Here is a 19,606-nt window from a genome sequence, read left to right on the forward strand (position 1 = left end):
TTATTTTCAACTGAAACCCTCTATTATATAGACCCCGTTTATCTAAACAATAATATTACACACGATAATCGTAGGAATGCATATTCAGCAAGCTGTATAACTGATTTATGCTAGTACTATAAGTTTGTTTGCAATATCGTTTGATCGTGCAGCATTATCCGCCTATTTTGTAAACCAATATTAAATAAATATTGGTTTTATTGCATTGTGTTCTAGAATCATGATGACTTCACACATTTAAGGAGGTGATTAAGAAAGAATGAAATGATGTGCAAAAATGAAAGCGCATTAATTCGAGGTTAAAACATCTGACTAGGAGGTTTTTTATGTTATCAATGAACGAATTGGTAAAAAGAAATCCATTCGTCATCATGTCTTTGGCATTTGTTTTATTGCTGTCGCAGCTTACGCTGTACCCCTCCGTATCTTCAGCCGCCGGAGGCCCTAATCTTGCTCTGGGCAAAGTTGTATCAGCCAGCGGCTATGCCGATGTTTATGTAGCGAGCAACGTTAATGACAACAACCAGGGTACCTATTGGGAGAGTGTAAACAATGCATTTCCACAATGGCTCCAAATCGATCTTGGTGCGAATACGAGCATTGATCAAGTTAAACTAAAACTGCCTGCGGGCTGGGAAACACGTTCACAAACCTTAGCTGTTCAAGGCAGCACAAACGGCACAACGTTCTCTAATATTGTTGGTTCTGCATCCTACACATTCAATCCAGCAGTGAGCAGCAACACCGTAACAATCAACTTTACAGCAACCAGCACCCGTTATGTTCGCTTAAACTTTACGGCTAACACGGGTTGGCAAGCTGGACAAATTTCTGAATTCGAAATTTACGGTTCCACAGTAACGCCAACACCTACTCCTATACCAACAGCTACTTCAACCCCTACACCTGTGCCTACACAAACGCCAACTCCTACACCGACGATTACACCTACACCTACACCGATGCCTACAATTACACCAACGCCACCTGCTGGCGGCAACTTAGCTCTAGGTAAATCAATCACTTCCAGTTCTACCGTCCACACATTCGTAGCAACGAACGGCAACGACGGCAATACGGCTACATACTGGGAAGGCGGCAGCAATCCTAGCCAATTAACCGTCGATCTCGGTTCCAATCACAACATCACATCGGTTGTTGTGAAGCTAAACCCGTCTAGCGAATGGGGTACGCGAACCCAAACGATCCAAGTGTTAGGCAACACCCAGAACTCTTCCACATTCAGCAGCTTGGTTTCCGCGGCATCTTACACGTTTAACCCCGCTAACGGCAACTCGGTAACGATTCCGGTAACCGCTACGGCGAAACAGGTCCAATTGAACATAACGAACAACTCCGGCGCTCCTGCTGGCCAAGTAGCCGAATTTGAAATCTATGGCGCTCCAGCTCCAAATCCGGATCTTACGATTACAGGAATAACTTGGACGCCTACAGCTCCAGTAGAGACGAATGCGATTACCCTTAACGCAACCGTTAAAAATATCGGCACTGCAAACGCCCCTGCGTCTACAGTCAATTTTTATCTCGGCAACGAGCTAGCAGGATCTGCTCCAGTAGCCGCATTGACGGCTGGCGCTTCAGCTACCGTATCGCTGAATGCCGGAGCAAAAAATGCTGGAACCTACGCCGTTAGCGCCAAGGTCGACGAGAGCAATGCAATTATTGAGCAGAACGAGACTAACAACAGCTATAGCAGCCCGACTGCATTAACCGTAGCTGCCGTGTCCAGCTCCGACCTAATCGCAACCGCCTCTTGGAATCCAAGCAATCCAAGTGCAGGCAATACAGTAACCTTTACCGTAAATCTTAAAAACCAAGGAAACATTGCTTCCGCTGGTGGTGCTCATGCCATAACACTAGTTCTTAAAAATGCTGCTGGTGCAACCATTCAAACCTTAAATGGTTCCTATAATGGCTCATTAGCAGTAGACCAATCCGTCAATGTCAGCCTGGGGACTTGGACCGCTGTCAATGGCAGCTATACAGTAACTTCCACTGTTGCAGCTGACACAAACGAAGTACTCATTAAGCAAGCTAACAACTCAAATACAACAAGCCTTTATTCCGGCCGCGGCGCTAATATGCCGTTTACCATTATTGAAGCAGAGTCCTCTTCCAATACAACAAACGGAACAAAATTAGCTCCGAACTTCAAGCCTGGCGATTATGCGGGTGAAGCTTCTGGACGCTCCGCCGTGCATCTTGATGCAACAGGCGAATATGTAGAGTTTACGCTGACTTCTTCTGCTAACGCTTTTGTCCTTCGCAACGCAGTTGCAGAAAATACGACCGGAACGATTAGTATTTATGCTAACGGTGTGAGTAAAGGCAAATTCACGGTAACCTCCAAGTTCTCTTACGTATATGCAACACCAAGTACGCTTGGCCGCCTGGGTTACGACAATGCGCCTGGGGCAGGATTAACTGCTTACTGGCTGTATGAAGATTCTCAGTTGCTGCTTGATCAAGTGTATCCAGCAGGAACGAAGATCAAAATTCAAAAGGATGCTGGTGACGTTTCGGCAATCTATGTTGACATGATTGAAACCGAAAATGTCGCTCCTCCAGCCGCCAACCCTGACACGACTAAATATATTTCGGTTTCCTCCTCCAAATCCATAGAGCAAGCGCTTAATGAATTTAGACAGGATTCCACGAAAAAGGGGATTTACATCCCTGCAGGCGAATGGGTGATCAACAGTAAAATATTCCTTTATGGACGTGCAACCGAAATCATTGGTGCTGGTCCATGGCATACCAAATTGGTTGCGCCACAGAACCAATCCAATACGGATGTAGGCTTTAATATTGGCTCTACCGCTAACGGTTCAACGATTAAAGACCTGTCTGCATGGGGCAACTATGTATACAGAACTGACGGTCCTGGTAAATTCATCGATGGCAACGGCATGCAGAACGTAACCGTTCAGAACGTCTGGGTTGAGCACTTCATCTGTTTATATTGGGGCGTGAATTCCTCCAACAACACGTTCAAAGACAATCGTATCAAAAACACATTCGCAGATGGAATTAATATGACCAACGGCTCATCCTATAACGTGATTGACAACAACTACTCAAGAGGCGCCGGTGACGATGCCTTCGCCTTATTCAGCGCAGTTGATGCAGGCGGTTCCTACAATGTTGGCAACAAATACACGAATCTTACGGCAACCTGTGTAAGACGTGCAGCAGCTTTTGCCGTATACGGCGGCTCGGATAACCTATATCAAAACCTCTATGGTGCAGACACGTTGACTTATCCAGGCATTACCATCAGCAGCTTAAGCTTTGGTTACAACACATTAGGATTTGGCGATAAGGACACTGTAATTGATGGCGTAACATTAGACCGGACGGGTGGAGATTTCTGGACCAGCGTTGGTGCTGATGACAAAATCAATGAATATCAAAACTTCGGCGCCATCTGGTTCTTCGGAGGAGACAGAACCTTCAAAAACATTCTCGTAAAAAATGTGGACATTAATAATCCCGTGTACTTTGGTCTAATGTTCCAGACAAAATCGCCAGAGAACCTTGCTATGCAAAACGTTCGCGTAGAGAACGTTAACATCAACAACCCTTCCCGCTACGGCATCAAGCTCGTGGTCAGAGGAGAACAAGGCCAAGGGCCAGCTGTCGGCGGAGCAAGCTTTACGAATGTCAAAGTGAATAATCCAGGTGTCGCAGCCATTTATGGTGAAAGCGGCAGCCCGAGCTTTACAGTGACAAGAGTATCCGGAAACAACTGGTAATCTAGCGCAATGAAGAAGGAAACAGCGTACTTGGGTAACTGAGTACGCTGTTTTTTTCTAGTAATATACGATTCGAATGATTGCTGCGGCTGACGGAATGTAAAAACATTTTCAACAGAGTACACTACAGCATGTTTATTCATTGAATTCAGTGCATCGGAGCTATCGGATAGAAATACGCATCTTCTTCCGCTCCCGCATAACAAGGAAAACAATTAAGCATAAACTAACCGCTATAACGCTGAAGCTAGTCCACTGACCGGCTGTCCAATTAAACAAGTATCGCGGCGAATCTCCCCGCAGCCATTCCAAGTTAAAACGTCCGAATGAATACAGGATATTGTAAGTTAAGAATAATACCCCGGCTCCCCACTTCCTGCTTTTCAATAAGATTAGCAAGACGAATACGATGAGATCCCACTGTCCCTCCCATATTTCCGCAGGCCACAACGGTTGTGAGCCGTAAACGTCGTAAGCCATCGTTCCTTCTGGATAAACAATACCGAAGCCCGAGCTAGTTGGCGAACCATACGCATCTCCATTCAGAAAACAGGCAATTCTGCCAATCGACTGCCCCAAGACGATTGCTGGAGCCATTATGTCGGCCAGCTCCCAAAAGGATAAACGATGCTTCCTCGTATAGACGATCAAAGCCACGAAGCTGCCAATCAATGCTCCTTGAATCGAAATTCCGCCATGCCATATGTATATGATTTCGATAAGATGCTTCGAGTAATACTCCCATTGAAAAAAGAAAACATGCCAGATTCGCGCAGACAAGATTGCACCAACGAATAGATATGGAACCATGTTCAGTATATGCTCCTGATACAAAGTACCGGCAGCCAAATGACGAGCCATCCCCAGCGCTAGCAGAACTGCCAAAGCCACCACTACTCCGTAAGAATGTATTTGGAACTCTCCAATTGAAAATAAAATAACTCTCATTCACTTATCCTCCCTAGGTTCATATCACCATGACCTGTCGCCTTCCACAATACTACAACGTGTAGTATGATTGCGTAAAAAAATTTATGAATCTCCGCCCAACATAAATAGCAGCAGCAACGATAAAGAGGCAAGCAGTGGTCTGCGCAAGGCTATCTTTACCTTCACTGTTTTGTCAGGCTCTAGAACTTGCATGATGCGATAATGCATCGTTGTATTTGCAAAATGAACAGATGCCGCATGCTGCTTCATTCCCACCAGCTTTGACAACTTCAATAGTACACTAGCCAAATGCAGCTCCGAACCCATTTGGCGGATCGCAAAGCGGTCGGCGAGCAGCTCGGTCCATGTTTGATAATAGCGAAATATCGGCTTCATAATGGGCCAATACGCAAAAGCTTCCGTCAGCATGGTCATCAGAAACAGCTTGAAATTATCACGATTGAGACAATGATGCCATTCATGCAGCAATATCGCCTTTACCTCATCATCACTGAATATATCAAGAACCGCTGTTGAGACCACAATTTTCGGCCGTCGCATGCCGATCGCCAGCGCGACAAAAGCATCATCCTTCACCACGATGATTTCTGTTTTTAAGCTGCGATACTTATAGTTAAAGCGTTTCGTTAGTCTGTCATGTTTAATGGCATAAAACAGCTTTAGCCATTTCCTCGAAAAATACGTCTGCGTTATCATTCGCCAGATTACCCTTATGAGTGTATACAAGGCGACCATGATAAGCAGGACAAATGTCAAAGTAAAACCATGTAGCTTCTCGTCTCCCATTTGGCGTGCAACAAAAATCCCCATCTGCATGCTAAACAAAGCCATGCAGATGATCATTAATGCAAAGATCCATTTCAGCTTAACCGGAGGGTTCATTCTTTTTTTCCTCTCTTGATTTCGCTTAGTTTGCGTTCCAGCTTCGCGATCGTTTCCTGATCAACGTCATCCAGCGCATCGATCATATGGTTCACGACTAAACTGCCATACTCCTGTATAAGTCCCTGTGATACTGCTTTCGTCTGTTCCGATAAAAATTGTTCCCTTGACTGCACAGTGCTGAACTGTGCAGCTTGGTTTCTCCCCGTTCCAGTCTGCCTTTTCGTAAGATGGCCTTTGTCCAGCAATCGGTTCATCACTGTCATCACTGCGTTAACAGAAATCGGATTCTCCTGATTTAAAATTGCCTGTACCTCTTTGATACTCAAACCATCGAAAGACCATAGAATATCCATAATTTTAGCTTCAAGCGACCCAAAAAATCGATTCAGTCCCTCACCGCTCACGTTCAGTCTTTTTATTTGCATGCGATCACGTCCTAACACACTACATAGTGTAGTATGTTAGGACGTTTGTGTCAATATTTGTATCTTTATTCAAGGAGTATTCGGAGCAATGTAGTATTAGATCACTGATTCCATCTCGTTTATTTCTCCATAACTAACTAAGAGGCGCAGAATGAACCTAGGTTCATTCTGCGCCTTTATACCTTAATTGCTTTGTTGCAGCTTTTCTAGATGAACATCCAAGTTTTCAAACGTTTGCGTTATGCCTGGAATCATTCCCATATCAATCACCGTTTGCAAAGCTTCTGGCGATGCATATTTCGCGGTGTTAACTAGCTTCGTCTTGCCATCTTGCTCAATAAAATCGAGTGTAACCATCATTTGCGGCATATTTTCCGCAATATTGCCTTCCGCATCCGAGAAACAATCTCTATAGACGATCTGCTCCGGTGCTGTAATCTCCTGATAGAATGCTTTACCCCACGATTCCATACCGTAGAAATCGCCTTGGTTCTTATCTTCACACTTCATGCAATAATGCCAAGTTCCACCTGGACGGAAGTCGATGTTGCATATAGGTAAAGTCCAGCCTTTTGGTCCCCACCAATGTTTTAAATGCTCTGCCTCCGAAAAAGCTTTAAATACAAGCTCACGCGGTGCTTGAAACACACGCTCCAATATAAGTGTACTTCCTTCCACTTTCGATACCAATTGATTAGTTAGGTTAGGGTTATTCATATTAAACTTCCTCCTCATATTTGTATTTATATCATTAATCCGTTTATGTCTTATTGCTAATCTTATTTATCTGTTTCCTTGTTTTGCAGCTCCAGTAAATAATCATCCAGCCGATCGTAGCGCTCCTCCCACATACGTCGGTATGATTCAAGCCAAGCGTCTAATTCCTTAAACGGATCAGGACGCAGCTTGTAAATACGACGGTTAGCAATCGCCTGCACCTCAACAATACCGGCCTCGCTAAGGACACGCAAATGCTTGGAAGCTTGGGGCTGGCGTAGGCCAAGCCTTTCAGCAATCTCCCCAACCGTTAGAGGACTCGCTCGCAATAGGTCAACAATCTGCAGGCGGTTAGGCTCAGCCAAGGCACTCATAACGTTAGCATTCATAAGAAAAACATCCATTCACTTGATTTAATTAAATAAGCCTTCTCTAAAGCAATCATTACTTTATTGAATCCTTTAAGCCCTCCCTCCTTGTATTTCCTTTTGTTGAATCAAATATACCACAACGGGAATATTCCTGTAAAGGAATATTCAAATTATTTTTAAAGCTTGCTTATGTTCCATGAAATCAACCTAGCAGCGGATTTAAGAACCATCGATATCATCGATGTTCTTTTTCATCCTACATCGCCTCATCTAATTCAGTTTAAAGAAAATAAATCAAATCGCCGTTTTCACTCGCAGCTATCAGTTAAAATACTATACTTTCCGATATAACATTAGGAAGTTTTTAACAATATAAAAAACGGTACTTATTTGGATTCGGAAGGATGAATTTTATGTTTAAGATTAAGCGTATAGTCACATGTCTGATCATCGTATCTTCATTATTTTGGTTAACAACAACAGCAACTTTGCATGCTCAGGATCAAAAAGATGACGGAAAATACGATTTTCTCATTATCAAGCCCTATGGAATGAAAGGACACTGGGCTGAGCGTTTGTTTCAATGGGCTATGGCACAAAATATTATAAATGGATACCCTGACAGCAGCTTAAAGCCTGACGAGCCAATAACTGAAGCAGAGTTTTTAAAAGCTCTTTATAGAGCCTTGGGTATGGCTTTGCCATCCGCAAGTTCCCCTGAGGGTAATGATGATTGGACAGGCGGCCCCTATCGCCTGGCAGAGAGCTTTAATCATCCTACATCTGGCGCTTCGAACCATAAGCTGCGAATGGAGCCAATCACGAAGTCACGAGCTTCAGAAATCATTTGTGCCGTGCAAGGGGTTCATTTTGAAGGCGAAGACGCCGTTGTTTACCTTATTGGAAACGGTATGGCTAACAGTGAAGCTATAACGCCAGAGCAATTCAATGGACAGGACTCTTTTTCACGAGCAGAAGCCATTCAGTGGATTAGACAGCTCACCTTTAAAGGAGTACTGGATATAGAAAAAAGGCCAACCGCTCCATCGGATCGAACACTTCTACCGTCTTTACCATCTGCAGCCGTCCAGCGTATTCCAGATTTCAGCGCCGAACCCGTCACGAGAAATGACTTCAATTTATTTGGAAATAGTCCTTTTACTGAGGTGAAGATAGGAGACTCAAAAAAAACAATAGAGGAACTATACGAGGTTTCCGATGATAAGGATGTCTTTAATAATAACATTTACTCTTTATTCTCAGCACACTACAACAAAGATGGGCTGATTGATTCTTGGAAAATAGATCAAGACACTATTGAACCTGCCAATACAAATCCGTCATTACGTACATATAAGGGGATTGTCCTTGGAGAAAGCACCATGTTCGATGTCCTTCGCCTATATGGAACTTTTGGTTTTAATGCAGATCAATCAGCTACCTATTTCTACGAGAAGACGAGCGACGGAAATTTCCGCGACATTTCCATTCATGATAAGCTTAACAACCCTGATAATATGTATTCAATATCGTTCATATTCGATAAGGAGAGCCATGCTGTTGTGTATGTCTCGACTTCTTGGTTCCCCTATTCTTATTTTGGATGGGAAGATGTTTAAGGTTATACAACAAACCCAGTACCGATGCGGTACTGGGTTCGTTGTATAGGTATAACATTCGTTCCAGAACCCTAAACGAAGAGCATTTTTAAAAAAAGCATCCTTCTTATAGGTCCAATTCTGTTCACCGAAACCATAATTATAAATTATTCCTTTTTTAATTCCAGCCAACCCTTATGCTCTAACAGGTGCCACCTTATACGCTGCTCTACCATCTGAATCTCGCTCTCCCTCATGAGGGGATACTCCCCAGCCGAATGAAAGGACGGAAGCGAGGCGCTGTGCTTCAGCTTCTGACAAATGGGCGATGACCGCTTCGTTCTCCGGCTCCAGAATAAGCTCTGCTTCTTGCTTCAGTGCGACAAGTATCCAGCTGTGAATGCCGCGTATCGTGTTGTACTTGATTTGATAGCCGCTTGTTACAGCTTGTACGAAAGTATCTTGTTCCTCATTCGCCAAAGCGGTTAAAGCGGTGTATTCGAAATGGAACTTGCTTTCATCTGTCGGCAAATTGCCAGCCTGCACTTTGCTAATCAGTTCATCATTTGGCCAGCCGTAAGCCTTCAGCGATTCCAGCATCAAGGCATCCCATTGTGAAAGCTTCGTTTCGGGCTTCAGTGTGTCAGCCATTCGTATTCTCTCCTTTGCGCTCGCATGTGAGCAGTCCTATGTGAAAGAGACTGCCCCGGTCATCATGGATAACCGGAGGCAGTCTCTTGCCAATATTAAAAGTTACTTGCTTGCTTTGTAGGCGTTTAGGAATTCTTTCGCTTTCGCCGGATCAGCTTTCAGCTCCATGCCTGTATTCACAAGCGGGCTAAGCGTGGAAACGGCTTTGAACTTGTTGCCATTGTAGAAAGCCAAGATCTCATCCTGGTTGATGGAGTATAGAACTGCTTTCCGCAGGTCTGCGCTTTCCGCAACTGGACGGTTTTTTGTATTGAACAGCAAGTAAGAAACAGCATTGCTTTGTACGGTTTGAAGCGCCAGCTTGCTGTCGCCCTTCACAACGTCAAATTTCGTCTCGGATACGCCGTAGTAGATGTGAATCTCACCACTGCGGAGCGCGGACAAGCTGCTGTCTGCGTCTTTGATAAAACGGATTTTAATATTAGCGATATTCGGCTCATTTTCTGTACCCTTCATATACGCAGGGTTTTTGTAGAAAATGGCTTCGTAATCATTTTTGGAGGACAGGATGTAAGGACCGCTTGTAAACAATGTGTTGTTATACGCGCTGCCTTCTGTTACCGTATTTTGGTCGCCGTAAGGAATATCTTTGTTAACATCGAATTTAGCTACATCGTACGTGTTGATGCTCTCTACTTGTTTCTTGGACACGATACCTGCCGATTGGTGAGCCAAGTAGTTCAGTACTTGCGGGAAAGGCTCAGTAGTCGTAAGCTTAACGACTTGGTATTTACCCTCTTTGTTGTTCGCTTGCTTCTTATCCGATACGAGTGCGGATATTTTTGAACCAAGACCTTTTTCAAGAGCTGCTTTTACAGTGTCGCTGCCACCGGAAACCTTAACAGCATCTAGTGCTGCAGCATCCGTTACAAGCTCCACGTTATTGATATGCTCGTGAAGAGTAAACGTACGGTGGTCAGGTACAGAGTTTTTGTCCTTCGCGCGGTTCAGCGAGAAGATTACATCGTCAGCACCAACGCGTTCGCCAGTATCAACTGCGAGCTTGTTTTTGATTTGAGCAAAGTTGATATCGTCTCTTAGGATAAAGTAATAATCGGAATTGCCATCAGCAATCGCATGATTCAACGATAGGGAACCTTCGGAAGTGATTTTATCATCATCTGTTAGATTCACTAGACGCACATACATATTCGTATTAATAATGTTGATGGAGCCGTCGTTGCCTTTGATTGGATCAAGCGACGTCAGCGTCGGCATAGTCGATTGAAGCACTAGCGCATCTTTTGCACGCTTTGAAGTGTCTTTAAAATCAACATCTTCCCAAGGAAGGGAACGTGACTTCGAGATGCGTACGGAATCCTTGTTCAGTACGTCTTGATTCAAGGCCTGTGCTTTCAATGAGTTGTATAGCGGCGCGATATAAGCCTTGTCAAAGACAAGCTGCTGCTCGAATTGCTTGTACGTTTCTGTGTACTCTTCTGGCGTTTGAGCACCAGCCGCATCAATCAATTTATCGATTTCTGGATCAGCAAGGATGCTGTAGTCTCCGCCTGTTTTGAAGAGCGAGCGTACTGCATAGTCGGGGTTACCTGTAACGGTAGTCCAGCTGGACAATGCGATGTCATAGTTGCCAGCGTCCTGCTGTGATTTGAAGCTGCCGTAATCAGCTTGTAGATTCAATTTCACTTTAAAGCCGTTTTTTGTAAGCTGATCGCGAACAATGTTAAGGTCTGCCTCGTTTGAGCTCATGCCAAGCAATTCTATGTCTACTGGGTTACCGTCAACGACTGCCTCAGTTCCTTGCGTTGGTGCTGGTGATTCCTTCACGTCGTTCTTTGTTGTTAATTTGCATCCGCTGAGCATAATCGAAAGACTGATTAGCAACAATGCGGCGAATTTGCCTTTGTTCTTCATGATAGTAGTCTCCTCCTGGTTTATCTTTATCTTGTATGTTAACTCACATTCAGTTATCGCCCATTCCGGTCTCGTAACGTAGAAGTCGATGGAATATGAATGAGGTTAAGAAGAAACGACTTCGTCATCCTTGTTTAAGGACAAGAAGTTTCTCGCAAAATATAGGCGGAGTACAAATGTGAAGCTTATACTTTCCTATATTTTAAAAAAGGGATGAAATCTTTAATCCAGCTTCGGATCCAGCGCATCGCGCAAGCCGTCGCCAAGAAAGTTGAATGAGAGTACAAGCGCGATAATCGCAAGTCCCGGATAAACAGCCGTATAGGCATGCGTTTCCAGATATGCGCTTCCGAGCTTTAATATATTTCCCCACTCCGGAATATGCGGTTCGACGCCAAGCCCCAAATAACTCAAGCTGCTGGTCGAGATGACCGCAGTGCCAATCGTCAGCGTAGATTTTACAATCATCGGCGCGATGGAGTTAGGTACGATATGCTTGAACAAAATAGTTCGGTCACTGGAGCCGAAAGCTCTAGCAGCCTGTACATATTCCAGCGTAGATACGAGCATGACATTGGCTCTCATTGTCCGGGCATAAGTTGGAATCGCACCTACGCTTAATGCCAAAATGAGATTGACCGTACTTGCGCCAAATGCCGCAATAATTGCAATGGCAAGCAGAATGCCAGGAATCGCATAGAGGATATCTAATATCCTCATAATAATATTGTCCGTATGCCGCCCGTAATAGCCAGAGACTGCACCTAGAACGCCCCCAATCAAGACGGGGATGAGCGTTGACAACAAGCCGACAGCCAAAGAGATTCGTGCGCCGAAGACGATACGCGAGAACAGATCTCTTCCGAAATTATCCGTTCCTAGCGGGTAAGCCAGCTCAGGAGATTGAAGAATTAAGCTGTAGTTGTTCTCAACCGCAAGGCCGTAATCAAAGGTCAGGTAACTGGTTATGGCCAGCGTGAGCAGGAACAGGATAAAGAGCAGTCCCAGCATGGAAGTCGAGCTTCTCGACAGACGCTCCACAACTTCTCCAAGCTTAGAGCCGGATGAATACCCCTTGTCCCGCAGCTTCGCAATCAATAATAACCCTAGAAATAATGCGAACAAGTTGCCGGATACCGAAGTTAAAATAAGGATGCCAGCAACGATTCCCATCCAGCGCGGCATCACTGCTTGATCTGCATACTTAGCGACCAGCAGCAATGCTGCGAGCTGCAGGAGCGCGGCAACAATCAACAGAAACATACCAATCATAAACCCGTTAGCCACATAAGGCTTAAACAAGTTAAGGGCTGATACTGCGAATACGAGCAGAGTCGTAAGGAGCGAATAAACAGCCAACGTATACGCCGCGCTTTTTTTCTGCTTGATGAGCTGGAACGCCGTGGTTGCCACGAATACATTCGCTGTTAAAAGGCTTAACAGCAGTACATAACCAAGCATCCTTGTGGAACGTCTGATTGCGCCAAAGCGGATAAGATCGCTTCGAATGAGCGCCCATACCGCCAGCTCGAGCAAAGCGAAAGCAAAATATGCAATGCTTGCAATGAGTACTGCAGGCTTAAATGACCCGTCACCGGGAACATAACTGTTTAGCAGAAGAACAAGACCAAGCGCCAGGGATACGATGCCAGCGAAGCTTGCCTGACTGTATTCTTGGCTCGATTTCAGCCTGAACTTGACTTCTTGCTTGCTGATAGTAGGATTCGTCAAGAGTAGCACCTGCTTTAGTATTGTTTCATTTTCGAGCGGATTCTAGGATCAAAAAACGCATACATCAAATCGACGATAACATTCACGATCGAGATGGTAATGGCTGTATAGACGACCCCGCCCATCACGCTAGGAATGTCGGGAATGAACTGCTTATCAACGATATAACTGCCGATACCGCTAATATTGAATACTTTCTCTGTGACCGCCGCTCCCCCGAGCATACCGCCGAACTGCAAGCCAATGACAGTAATAATTGGGATAAGCGCGTTGCCAACGGCATGCTTCCAAATGACGCTTTTGCGGGCAAGCCCTTTGGCCCTTGCGGTTGTAATGTAATCCTCATGAATAACTTCTAACGTCGATGAGCGGGTCATTCGGGCTACGGCAGCCGTTAGCCCTGTGCCTAGAACGACAATCGGCATAATCGCAGACAGCCAGTTCTCAGGGTTATACGTTGCAGGCAGCCATGGAAGCTTAATTGAGAAATTCAAAATAAAAATAAGCGCCTGCCAGAAGTTCGGAATCGACAATCCGAGCAAAGCAATGAACATAAAGGTATAATCAAAAAAGGAATTCGGTCTCGTAGCCGAAATAATGCCGATTGGCAAAGCAATCAATACTGCGATCAGCGTCGAGATAACCGTTAACGTGAGCGTTACCGGAAATTTATTCGCGATAGCTGCAGTAACATTCTCGTTGCCTGCAAATGACTTGCCGAGATCGAATGTAAATATACCTCTAATTGTGTCCCATAACTGGACAAGATAAGGTTGATCCAATCCGTACAAATGGTTGAAGGCTGCGATCTGCTCGGCAGTGGCTGTCTCTCCTAATAAGTTAGCCGCTGGATTCATCGGCGATATATACAGGATTGTAAAAACGAGAAAAGCGACGCCCAAAATAACGAATACTGACATCACGATTCGTTCCGCAACGTATTTCAAGTAAGGCATCGAGTAAATGGCCATGAACACATACATTGGAAAACCGATAATGAGTGATAAGATGAAGAAAGCCGGATTCAAGGCTAACGTATGATACGTATCGCCAAATGAAAACTTCAGCCCGTTCTCGCTGGCAAGCCGTTTGTCCAGCTCATGGTTGAACGACTCGTTAAATTTGATTTCAGCCAACCGCTTTGCTTCTAGTTCGGTCTGCTCTGCACTTACGGTTTGCCCGAAGAAACGATGCTTGCGGACAAGCTGTTCTTTAGCCTCGATACGCAGCTTATCGAGGTGCCCGGTTGCAAGCAGCTTGCTCCTCGTCTCCGCGGCGATTGCTTTGTAGCCGTACTTAGACTTACGATATTGATGAACGCCATACACGATGGCAGATACAGGAGCTCCTAACAGCAATATAAGCAGACTGTAGGCTGGATGTAATAACATTTTGCGGTAGATGGCGGCGATATGATCAATAAAGCCATTACCCATAGCAGTTGCGTGCCCTTTCAAGCTAGTCCGCTTCCTTTCCATCTAGTAATTTTAAATTGCATTATTCCGATCAATATAGTAGATTTTATTTTATGGACTGGAATATGTCAATAACTTATAACTTTGTTACTTACTTTTTTTCATTATACATGATATAAGGAATATCAGGTATAAATAAGAATCTCTCTTTAAATTACCCTATTCTCAATTGGAAAACCACAGAATTGCAGGTGCATATATGGATACATTATTACAAGTTAACGATTTATCGGTTTCTTTTTTCGCCCGTAACAAAGAAATAGAAGCGGTACGTCACGTCAGCTTTGAGGTCCGTAAAGGCGAAACGCTCGGCATTGTAGGCGAATCCGGCAGCGGAAAGAGCGTTACTGCGCGTACAATTATGAGGCTTCTGCCCTCTCCCCCTTCCATGGTGAAGAACGGTGAGGTGCTTTTTCAAGGTCAAAATTTAGCCTTTAAAACCGATAAAGAAATGGAAGCCATACGCGGAAGAGATATTGGGATGATCTTTCAAGATCCCATGTCATCGCTCAATCCGACCATGCGGATCGGCAACCAAATTGAAGAAAGCTTGATCAAGCATCAAAAGCTGGACAAGAAGCAAGCCCGTACTGAAGCGATCGAGATGCTGAAGCTCGTAGGCATTCCGAACAGCGAAGCCCGCTATCATCAGTACCCTCATGAATTCTCTGGCGGGATGCGTCAGCGGGTCATGATCGCCATTGCGCTGGCATGCCGTCCTTCGCTGCTAATCGCAGATGAGCCGACAACGTCGCTTGACGTTACCATACAGGCACAGATCCTTAACCAGATGAAGGATATACAGAAGCAACTGGGAACCTCCATTATTTTAATTACGCATGACCTAGGTGTCGTAGCCGGCATGTGTGATCGCGTCGTCGTCATGAAGGACGGAGAAATCGTCGAGACAGGAACAACGGAGCAAATCTTTGCTAGTCCCCAGCATCCTTACACTGTTAAGCTTCTCCATGCATTGCCTCGTTTAGACGAGAAGAAAAAACCGAAGCCTATCCCTCCGATTATTCAGCGGGAAGAAGGCGTGCCTTTGCTGCAGGTCCGATCATTGAAGCAATATTTTGATATGGGCAAAGGGCAAATTGTTAAGGCCGTTAATGATATCAGCTTCGATATACAGGCAGGTGAAACTCTCGGAGTTGTCGGTGAATCGGGCAGTGGAAAGTCAACGACCGGCCGCACAATTCTTCGCTTAAATGAGGCGACGGGCGGCGAAGTGCTTTTCAAAGGAATACCGCTTCAGCAATTAAATCGCTCGGAGATGAAGACGATGAGACGCCATATGGGCATGATCTTCCAGGACCCATACGCGTCACTAAATCCACGGCTTCGCATCATTGATATTATTGGCGAAGCGCTTGACGTACACGAAATAACGGCCTCCAAACGGGATCGTCAGAAACGTGTCGAGGAGCTGCTTGAGATGGTTGGGCTAGATCCATCTCATGCCATGCGCTACCCGCATGAATTTTCCGGCGGCCAACGGCAGCGGATCGGCATTGCACGGACGCTTGCTGTAGAGCCTGAATTTATCGTCTGCGACGAGCCATTGTCCGCACTCGACGTTTCCATTCAAGCTCAGATTGTGAAGCTGCTCGAGGAGCTCCAGCAAAGGCTTGGTCTGACATACCTGTTCATCGCCCATGATTTATCGATGGTGAAGCATATTAGCGACCGCGTCGCGGTCATGTATAAAGGGAAGATCGTTGAGCTTGCCGAAAGCGAGGAGCTTTACGCGAATCCGATCCATGCTTATACGAAGTCGCTTTTGGCAGCAATCCCAGTACCCGATCCCAAGGTTGAATCGCAGAAGAAGCTGGTAGTGCATGAGGAAGCTGCCAAAGCTGATCCCTACGATCTAGAGCACTCCGAATTCGTTGAAGTGAAAAAAGGCCACTGGGTGGCCGTTGCAACCAGCTAAGCTGGCGACATTAAAGAATCGTGCCCCGTTAGATGAATGATCTTTCGGGGCACGGTTCTTTTTATTTTAGCCATTTTACCCTTAAGAAGGATACTTTGAAAAAAGCACACCTCTTGTGGGTCAGTTAAGGGCTGTAGTATTGGACTTATTCTACAAGATAATGGTTTAATATAAGCTGGTTAGGTAATATGAGGATGAACAATTCGAGGAGGAATGGCAAATGCCAACGGTTCAAGTAGAAGGAAGAAACGCCATTCAGGCAGTTGAGGGCACAAAGCTTGTGCTAATGTTAGAGGATAATGGAGTCGACGTCCTGCACCGATGCGGCGGGAACGTTAAGTGTACGACATGCGCTGTAGAAGTGATCTCTGGAGATGCAGGCGAGATGAGCGAGGCAGAAGCGACAGTTCTTCGCAGCAAAGGAATCGAGGATGCAGCTATTCGGCTATCCTGCCAAATTCGGCTGCATAGCGACCTATCGGTTCGGCTTATTAAGACAGCGACTTCTACTGGCCTAGAACCCGGCACTCGTCCCCAAGATTAATCATTTTCCCGCATTATATGGTGATGGAAAAGCAAGCTTCGATCATAACAATAAGAGAACTAACTCCATCTGGGTCATATCTACGGCAATAAGGGCTTCTAGCCCTTTTTTGTTTTTATTGGTAGGAATACCGAAAAAACCGTGATACCCAAACAAGCAAATGAACACGGCCTTCTTGCTAACAGTACGGTTGTTATATCCAGTGCGTACACACATTTAGCTTATGTTTTTCTGCATTTCCACGACTGTTTTCTCTTACACTTTCTATTGACTTTAACACCTAACTCTACAGCCGTTATAGAAGTTATTTTAATATATGCTACGACACCCCTTACATTAAGAATGACGCTGCCATCTGAAATGCCCAAATAAACCCCTACATGCGATGTTCCATCAAAATGAATCCGAACATTGGGTGTTCCTACACCGATTCGCAAAAGAATTTTTAAAATATTGCTGTTGCTTCCACTGCTTTTACTGCAGCAGCATTTATGGCCTCCGCTCTTGTTACCTTCATTTTTGTGGCCTTCGCTTTTATGTCCTTCGTTTTTGTGACCTCCACTCTTGTGGCCTTCGCTGTTATCGCCATGGCTCCGGTTCTTTGAGCATGTGCAGCCTGAGCTTCGGTCTCCTCCGCTCTTGCTTCCTCCTGTTCTCATCATTCCTATCATCTCCTTAATATTAGTAGAATTACTACTATCATATGGAGATTAATAGATTTTGGTGTGTATACAGCAGCTCAATGTGTTGGGACGGCATACCCCTGATAGATAACCTAAAAATCTTGTGACATTCACAGACATGCTGAATAGTTTAATTGGAAGGCATATAAACTGCTCATGAGGAGAATAAGACATGGGGAATAATGTTAAGCTTTGGAAACCATCATTCAACAATAACACCAAGATAAACAACGCCAAACGTCTTCCAAAAGGTCCCTTTAATTTATTCGCGCGCTTTATTAGTCCGAATCCCAAAACATCATTTAATCCCGTTGCACGGTTCCCTAAAATAAATCGGACGGCCTTTATTAGTCCATTTACGAGCGTTATAGGTGATGTGGACATTAAAAGAAATGTATTTGTCGCTCCCAGCGCTACTCTGCGGGCAGATGAAGGATCCCCGTTCTCTATAGGGGCGAACTCGAATATCCAAGACGGAGCCATTTTACATGGACTCGTTAACGAACGTATTCGTGTAGGGAATAAACGATACTCCATTTATATCGGCAAGGAAGTATCGATCACCCACGGAGCAATTATCCACGGCCCTTGTTATATAGGCGATAAAGTATTCGTTGGATTCAAATCGATTGTTTTTAATGCGATTGTAGGTCACGGATCTTATATTTCAATGAATGCCATCGTTACGAATGGCGTTCGAATTGCTCCAAATCGGTTCGTTCCTCCCGGAGCGCATATCGATACGCAAGCAAAAGCCAACAAGCTGCGTAGAGTTCCAAGGGATAGCAGAGAGTTCTCGCGCGAGGTTCGCCGTGCAAATCGCGAGTTCCCTCCATCCTATAACTCGCTTTTCGGTACTCATCGCTGTTCATGTGGGATCTCCTATGACCGCAAACGCTTGTTGAAATGATCTATCCTTACGAAAAGCAAAGGTGGGAAGCTTTCCGTTGAACTTGCCCTAATCTAGGCAAGATGAACGGCAAAAAGGGCTCCTAGCCCTTTTTCTGCATATACCGGCAGGAGAGTATACCCCTCGCTTCTTATTTGACAATGCCCTAAGTTTGATCAGTTGACAGGTGACACTTGTTCTCGATCCAATTTGATTCACAATCATCAAGTTCGTATTCTTAATCACAGCGGGATGTTCTTAGGCTTAGCAGCCGCCTCTCCAACATTCTTGACCTTCTGCACACTTGAAGCAATCAACATTTGGGCTGCGAAGTAAGTAGACATAATAAGGAGACCTGAATTAGGCACATCTGCGACAAACTTATTCCAAGCCAGTATCGAGTCAGATGCAATGAACAAGATCGCACCAACAATCGCAAACGCATTGCGGCTCATAATTGCCGTAAAGCACATCGCTCCAATAACGGTAATGTAGACAACGACGGGAATCCATAACCCGCTTAAGCTTTCATCCCCTGAAATTCGCTCATAAAAGCGACTGCCCAGCAGCACCGAGTAAATGACGATAATCAAACCCGCAAGCACACCGTACCAGCTTATAAGCGATTGCTGCTTAAACCAACGAGCAACCATTGCGGCCACATAAAACAAATGCCCCGTTAGAAACGCACCCAATCCGAACACAAACCACGGATCATCGGGAAGCAGCAGGAACGCATCTCCCAATAGGCTAAACAGCAGCCCTGTCAGAATCAGCTTCCTATAAACCGCTTGGCCGCGTCCATCTGGTACACTGCAAACAACGAGCGTAATAATGAGCGCCATTGGCAGAAGCTTGAATATCCAATGCAGCACCGTGCTGTCCACTGATAACGTCGCAAGATGAATTAAACCTGTACACACAATAAGTCCCAGCAGCCAACTTCTACGCATATGCGATCCCCCTTATTCCATCACTTTACCCGAACCTAGATACGATGTAAACGCTGACATAAACATGAATATTTTTGCTTATTCAA

Annotated in this window: 16 protein-coding genes; 5 read left to right on the plus strand and 11 right to left on the minus strand. The window is 45.0% G+C overall.

All coding sequences use genetic code 11. The features are described from left to right. Nucleotides 1-326: 326 nt before the first annotated feature. On the plus strand, nucleotides 327-3,776 hold the full coding sequence (locus AB4Z45_RS04905) for a discoidin domain-containing protein (protein ID WP_441908148.1): 3,450 nt from the start codon (nucleotides 327-329) through the stop codon (nucleotides 3,774-3,776). Between the two features lie 162 nt (nucleotides 3,777-3,938). Here AB4Z45_RS04905 and lgt read toward each other — a convergent pair whose 3' ends face one another. The 5 genes from lgt to AB4Z45_RS04930 form a co-directional block, all read right to left on the minus strand. Further along, complete coding sequence (gene lgt, locus AB4Z45_RS04910) at nucleotides 3,939-4,724, minus strand: prolipoprotein diacylglyceryl transferase (RefSeq protein WP_441908149.1); 786 nt, start codon at nucleotides 4,722-4,724, stop codon at nucleotides 3,939-3,941. Nucleotides 4,725-4,808: 84 nt separating this feature from the next. Beyond that, a complete protein-coding gene (locus tag AB4Z45_RS04915; protein WP_441908150.1) occupies nucleotides 4,809-5,609 on the minus strand; it encodes a M56 family metallopeptidase in 801 nt (266 codons plus the stop codon). Further along, nucleotides 5,606-6,037, minus strand: a complete 432-nt coding sequence (locus AB4Z45_RS04920) for a BlaI/MecI/CopY family transcriptional regulator (protein ID WP_441908151.1) — start codon at nucleotides 6,035-6,037, stop codon at nucleotides 5,606-5,608. Before AB4Z45_RS04920 ends, AB4Z45_RS04915 begins: the two co-directional genes overlap by 4 nt. Before the next feature lie 183 nt (nucleotides 6,038-6,220). Then, complete coding sequence (locus AB4Z45_RS04925; protein WP_441908152.1) at nucleotides 6,221-6,754, minus strand: SRPBCC domain-containing protein; 534 nt, start codon at nucleotides 6,752-6,754, stop codon at nucleotides 6,221-6,223. Between the two features lie 62 nt (nucleotides 6,755-6,816). Then, nucleotides 6,817-7,143: an ArsR/SmtB family transcription factor gene (locus tag AB4Z45_RS04930; protein ID WP_144376785.1), complete on the minus strand. Its 327-nt coding sequence runs from the start codon at nucleotides 7,141-7,143 to the stop codon at nucleotides 6,817-6,819. A 395-nt stretch (nucleotides 7,144-7,538) separates the two neighbouring features. On the opposite strand from AB4Z45_RS04930, the gene AB4Z45_RS04935 reads away from it, so the two are divergent. Further along, nucleotides 7,539-8,744 (plus strand): S-layer homology domain-containing protein, encoded by a 1,206-nt coding sequence (locus tag AB4Z45_RS04935; protein WP_441908153.1) that lies wholly within the window; start codon nucleotides 7,539-7,541, stop codon nucleotides 8,742-8,744. A 174-nt stretch (nucleotides 8,745-8,918) separates the two neighbouring features. Here AB4Z45_RS04935 and AB4Z45_RS04940 read toward each other — a convergent pair whose 3' ends face one another. The 4 genes from AB4Z45_RS04940 to AB4Z45_RS04955 form a co-directional block, all read right to left on the minus strand. Next, nucleotides 8,919-9,374 carry a hypothetical protein gene (locus AB4Z45_RS04940; RefSeq protein ID WP_441908154.1) on the minus strand — a complete coding sequence of 152 codons (456 nt, stop codon included), beginning with the start codon at nucleotides 9,372-9,374 and terminating at the stop codon, nucleotides 8,919-8,921. A gap of 102 nt (nucleotides 9,375-9,476) precedes the next feature. Further along, nucleotides 9,477-11,309 (minus strand): ABC transporter substrate-binding protein, encoded by a 1,833-nt coding sequence (locus AB4Z45_RS04945; protein WP_441908155.1) that lies wholly within the window; start codon nucleotides 11,307-11,309, stop codon nucleotides 9,477-9,479. Between the two features lie 222 nt (nucleotides 11,310-11,531). Further along, complete coding sequence (locus AB4Z45_RS04950; protein WP_441908156.1) at nucleotides 11,532-13,040, minus strand: ABC transporter permease; 1,509 nt, start codon at nucleotides 13,038-13,040, stop codon at nucleotides 11,532-11,534. A gap of 14 nt (nucleotides 13,041-13,054) precedes the next feature. Beyond that, entirely contained in the window at nucleotides 13,055-14,497 is a 1,443-nt protein-coding gene (locus tag AB4Z45_RS04955) for an ABC transporter permease (protein ID WP_441908157.1), read from the minus strand. A 217-nt stretch (nucleotides 14,498-14,714) separates the two neighbouring features. On the opposite strand from AB4Z45_RS04955, the gene AB4Z45_RS04960 reads away from it, so the two are divergent. Together AB4Z45_RS04960 and AB4Z45_RS04965 are read left to right on the plus strand one after the other, a co-directional pair. Further along, nucleotides 14,715-16,451 carry an ABC transporter ATP-binding protein gene (locus tag AB4Z45_RS04960; RefSeq protein ID WP_441908158.1) on the plus strand — a complete coding sequence of 579 codons (1,737 nt, stop codon included), beginning with the start codon at nucleotides 14,715-14,717 and terminating at the stop codon, nucleotides 16,449-16,451. Between the two features lie 220 nt (nucleotides 16,452-16,671). Beyond that, the gene (locus AB4Z45_RS04965) at nucleotides 16,672-16,995 is read left to right on the plus strand and encodes a 2Fe-2S iron-sulfur cluster-binding protein (protein ID WP_441908159.1); all 324 of its coding nucleotides are present in this window, start codon (nucleotides 16,672-16,674) and stop codon (nucleotides 16,993-16,995) included. Nucleotides 16,996-17,216: 221 nt separating this feature from the next. Here AB4Z45_RS04965 and AB4Z45_RS04970 read toward each other — a convergent pair whose 3' ends face one another. Beyond that, nucleotides 17,217-17,657 carry a hypothetical protein gene (locus AB4Z45_RS04970; RefSeq protein ID WP_441908160.1) on the minus strand — a complete coding sequence of 147 codons (441 nt, stop codon included), beginning with the start codon at nucleotides 17,655-17,657 and terminating at the stop codon, nucleotides 17,217-17,219. A gap of 193 nt (nucleotides 17,658-17,850) precedes the next feature. On the opposite strand from AB4Z45_RS04970, the gene AB4Z45_RS04975 reads away from it, so the two are divergent. Next, a complete protein-coding gene (locus AB4Z45_RS04975) occupies nucleotides 17,851-18,588 on the plus strand; it encodes a carbonate dehydratase (protein ID WP_441908161.1) in 738 nt (245 codons plus the stop codon). Between the two features lie 221 nt (nucleotides 18,589-18,809). On the opposite strand, the gene AB4Z45_RS04980 is transcribed toward AB4Z45_RS04975, so the two are convergent. Further along, on the minus strand, nucleotides 18,810-19,520 hold the full coding sequence (locus AB4Z45_RS04980; protein WP_441908162.1) for a lysoplasmalogenase: 711 nt from the start codon (nucleotides 19,518-19,520) through the stop codon (nucleotides 18,810-18,812). Nucleotides 19,521-19,606 lie beyond the last annotated feature (86 nt).

Source organism: Paenibacillus sp. MCAF9, from assembly GCF_052114265.1.
Classification (GTDB): Bacteria; Bacillota; Bacilli; order Paenibacillales; family Paenibacillaceae; genus Pristimantibacillus.

Coding starts and splice junctions, on each gene's coding strand:
- AB4Z45_RS04905 (WP_441908148.1), top strand. CDS start 327: ATGTTATCAATGAACGAATTGGTAAAAAGAAATCCATTCGTCATCATG.
- lgt (WP_441908149.1), bottom strand. CDS start 4,724: ATGAGAGTTATTTTATTTTCAATTGGAGAGTTCCAAATACATTCTTAC.
- AB4Z45_RS04915 (WP_441908150.1), bottom strand. CDS start 5,609: ATGAACCCTCCGGTTAAGCTGAAATGGATCTTTGCATTAATGATCATC.
- AB4Z45_RS04920 (WP_441908151.1), bottom strand. CDS start 6,037: ATGCAAATAAAAAGACTGAACGTGAGCGGTGAGGGACTGAATCGATTT.
- AB4Z45_RS04925 (WP_441908152.1), bottom strand. CDS start 6,754: ATGAATAACCCTAACCTAACTAATCAATTGGTATCGAAAGTGGAAGGA.
- AB4Z45_RS04930 (WP_144376785.1), bottom strand. CDS start 7,143: ATGAATGCTAACGTTATGAGTGCCTTGGCTGAGCCTAACCGCCTGCAG.
- AB4Z45_RS04935 (WP_441908153.1), top strand. CDS start 7,539: ATGTTTAAGATTAAGCGTATAGTCACATGTCTGATCATCGTATCTTCA.
- AB4Z45_RS04940 (WP_441908154.1), bottom strand. CDS start 9,374: ATGGCTGACACACTGAAGCCCGAAACGAAGCTTTCACAATGGGATGCC.
- AB4Z45_RS04945 (WP_441908155.1), bottom strand. CDS start 11,309: ATGAAGAACAAAGGCAAATTCGCCGCATTGTTGCTAATCAGTCTTTCG.
- AB4Z45_RS04960 (WP_441908158.1), top strand. CDS start 14,715: ATGGATACATTATTACAAGTTAACGATTTATCGGTTTCTTTTTTCGCC.
- AB4Z45_RS04965 (WP_441908159.1), top strand. CDS start 16,672: ATGCCAACGGTTCAAGTAGAAGGAAGAAACGCCATTCAGGCAGTTGAG.
- AB4Z45_RS04970 (WP_441908160.1), bottom strand. CDS start 17,657: ATGATGAGAACAGGAGGAAGCAAGAGCGGAGGAGACCGAAGCTCAGGC.
- AB4Z45_RS04975 (WP_441908161.1), top strand. CDS start 17,851: ATGGGGAATAATGTTAAGCTTTGGAAACCATCATTCAACAATAACACC.
- AB4Z45_RS04980 (WP_441908162.1), bottom strand. CDS start 19,520: ATGCGTAGAAGTTGGCTGCTGGGACTTATTGTGTGTACAGGTTTAATT.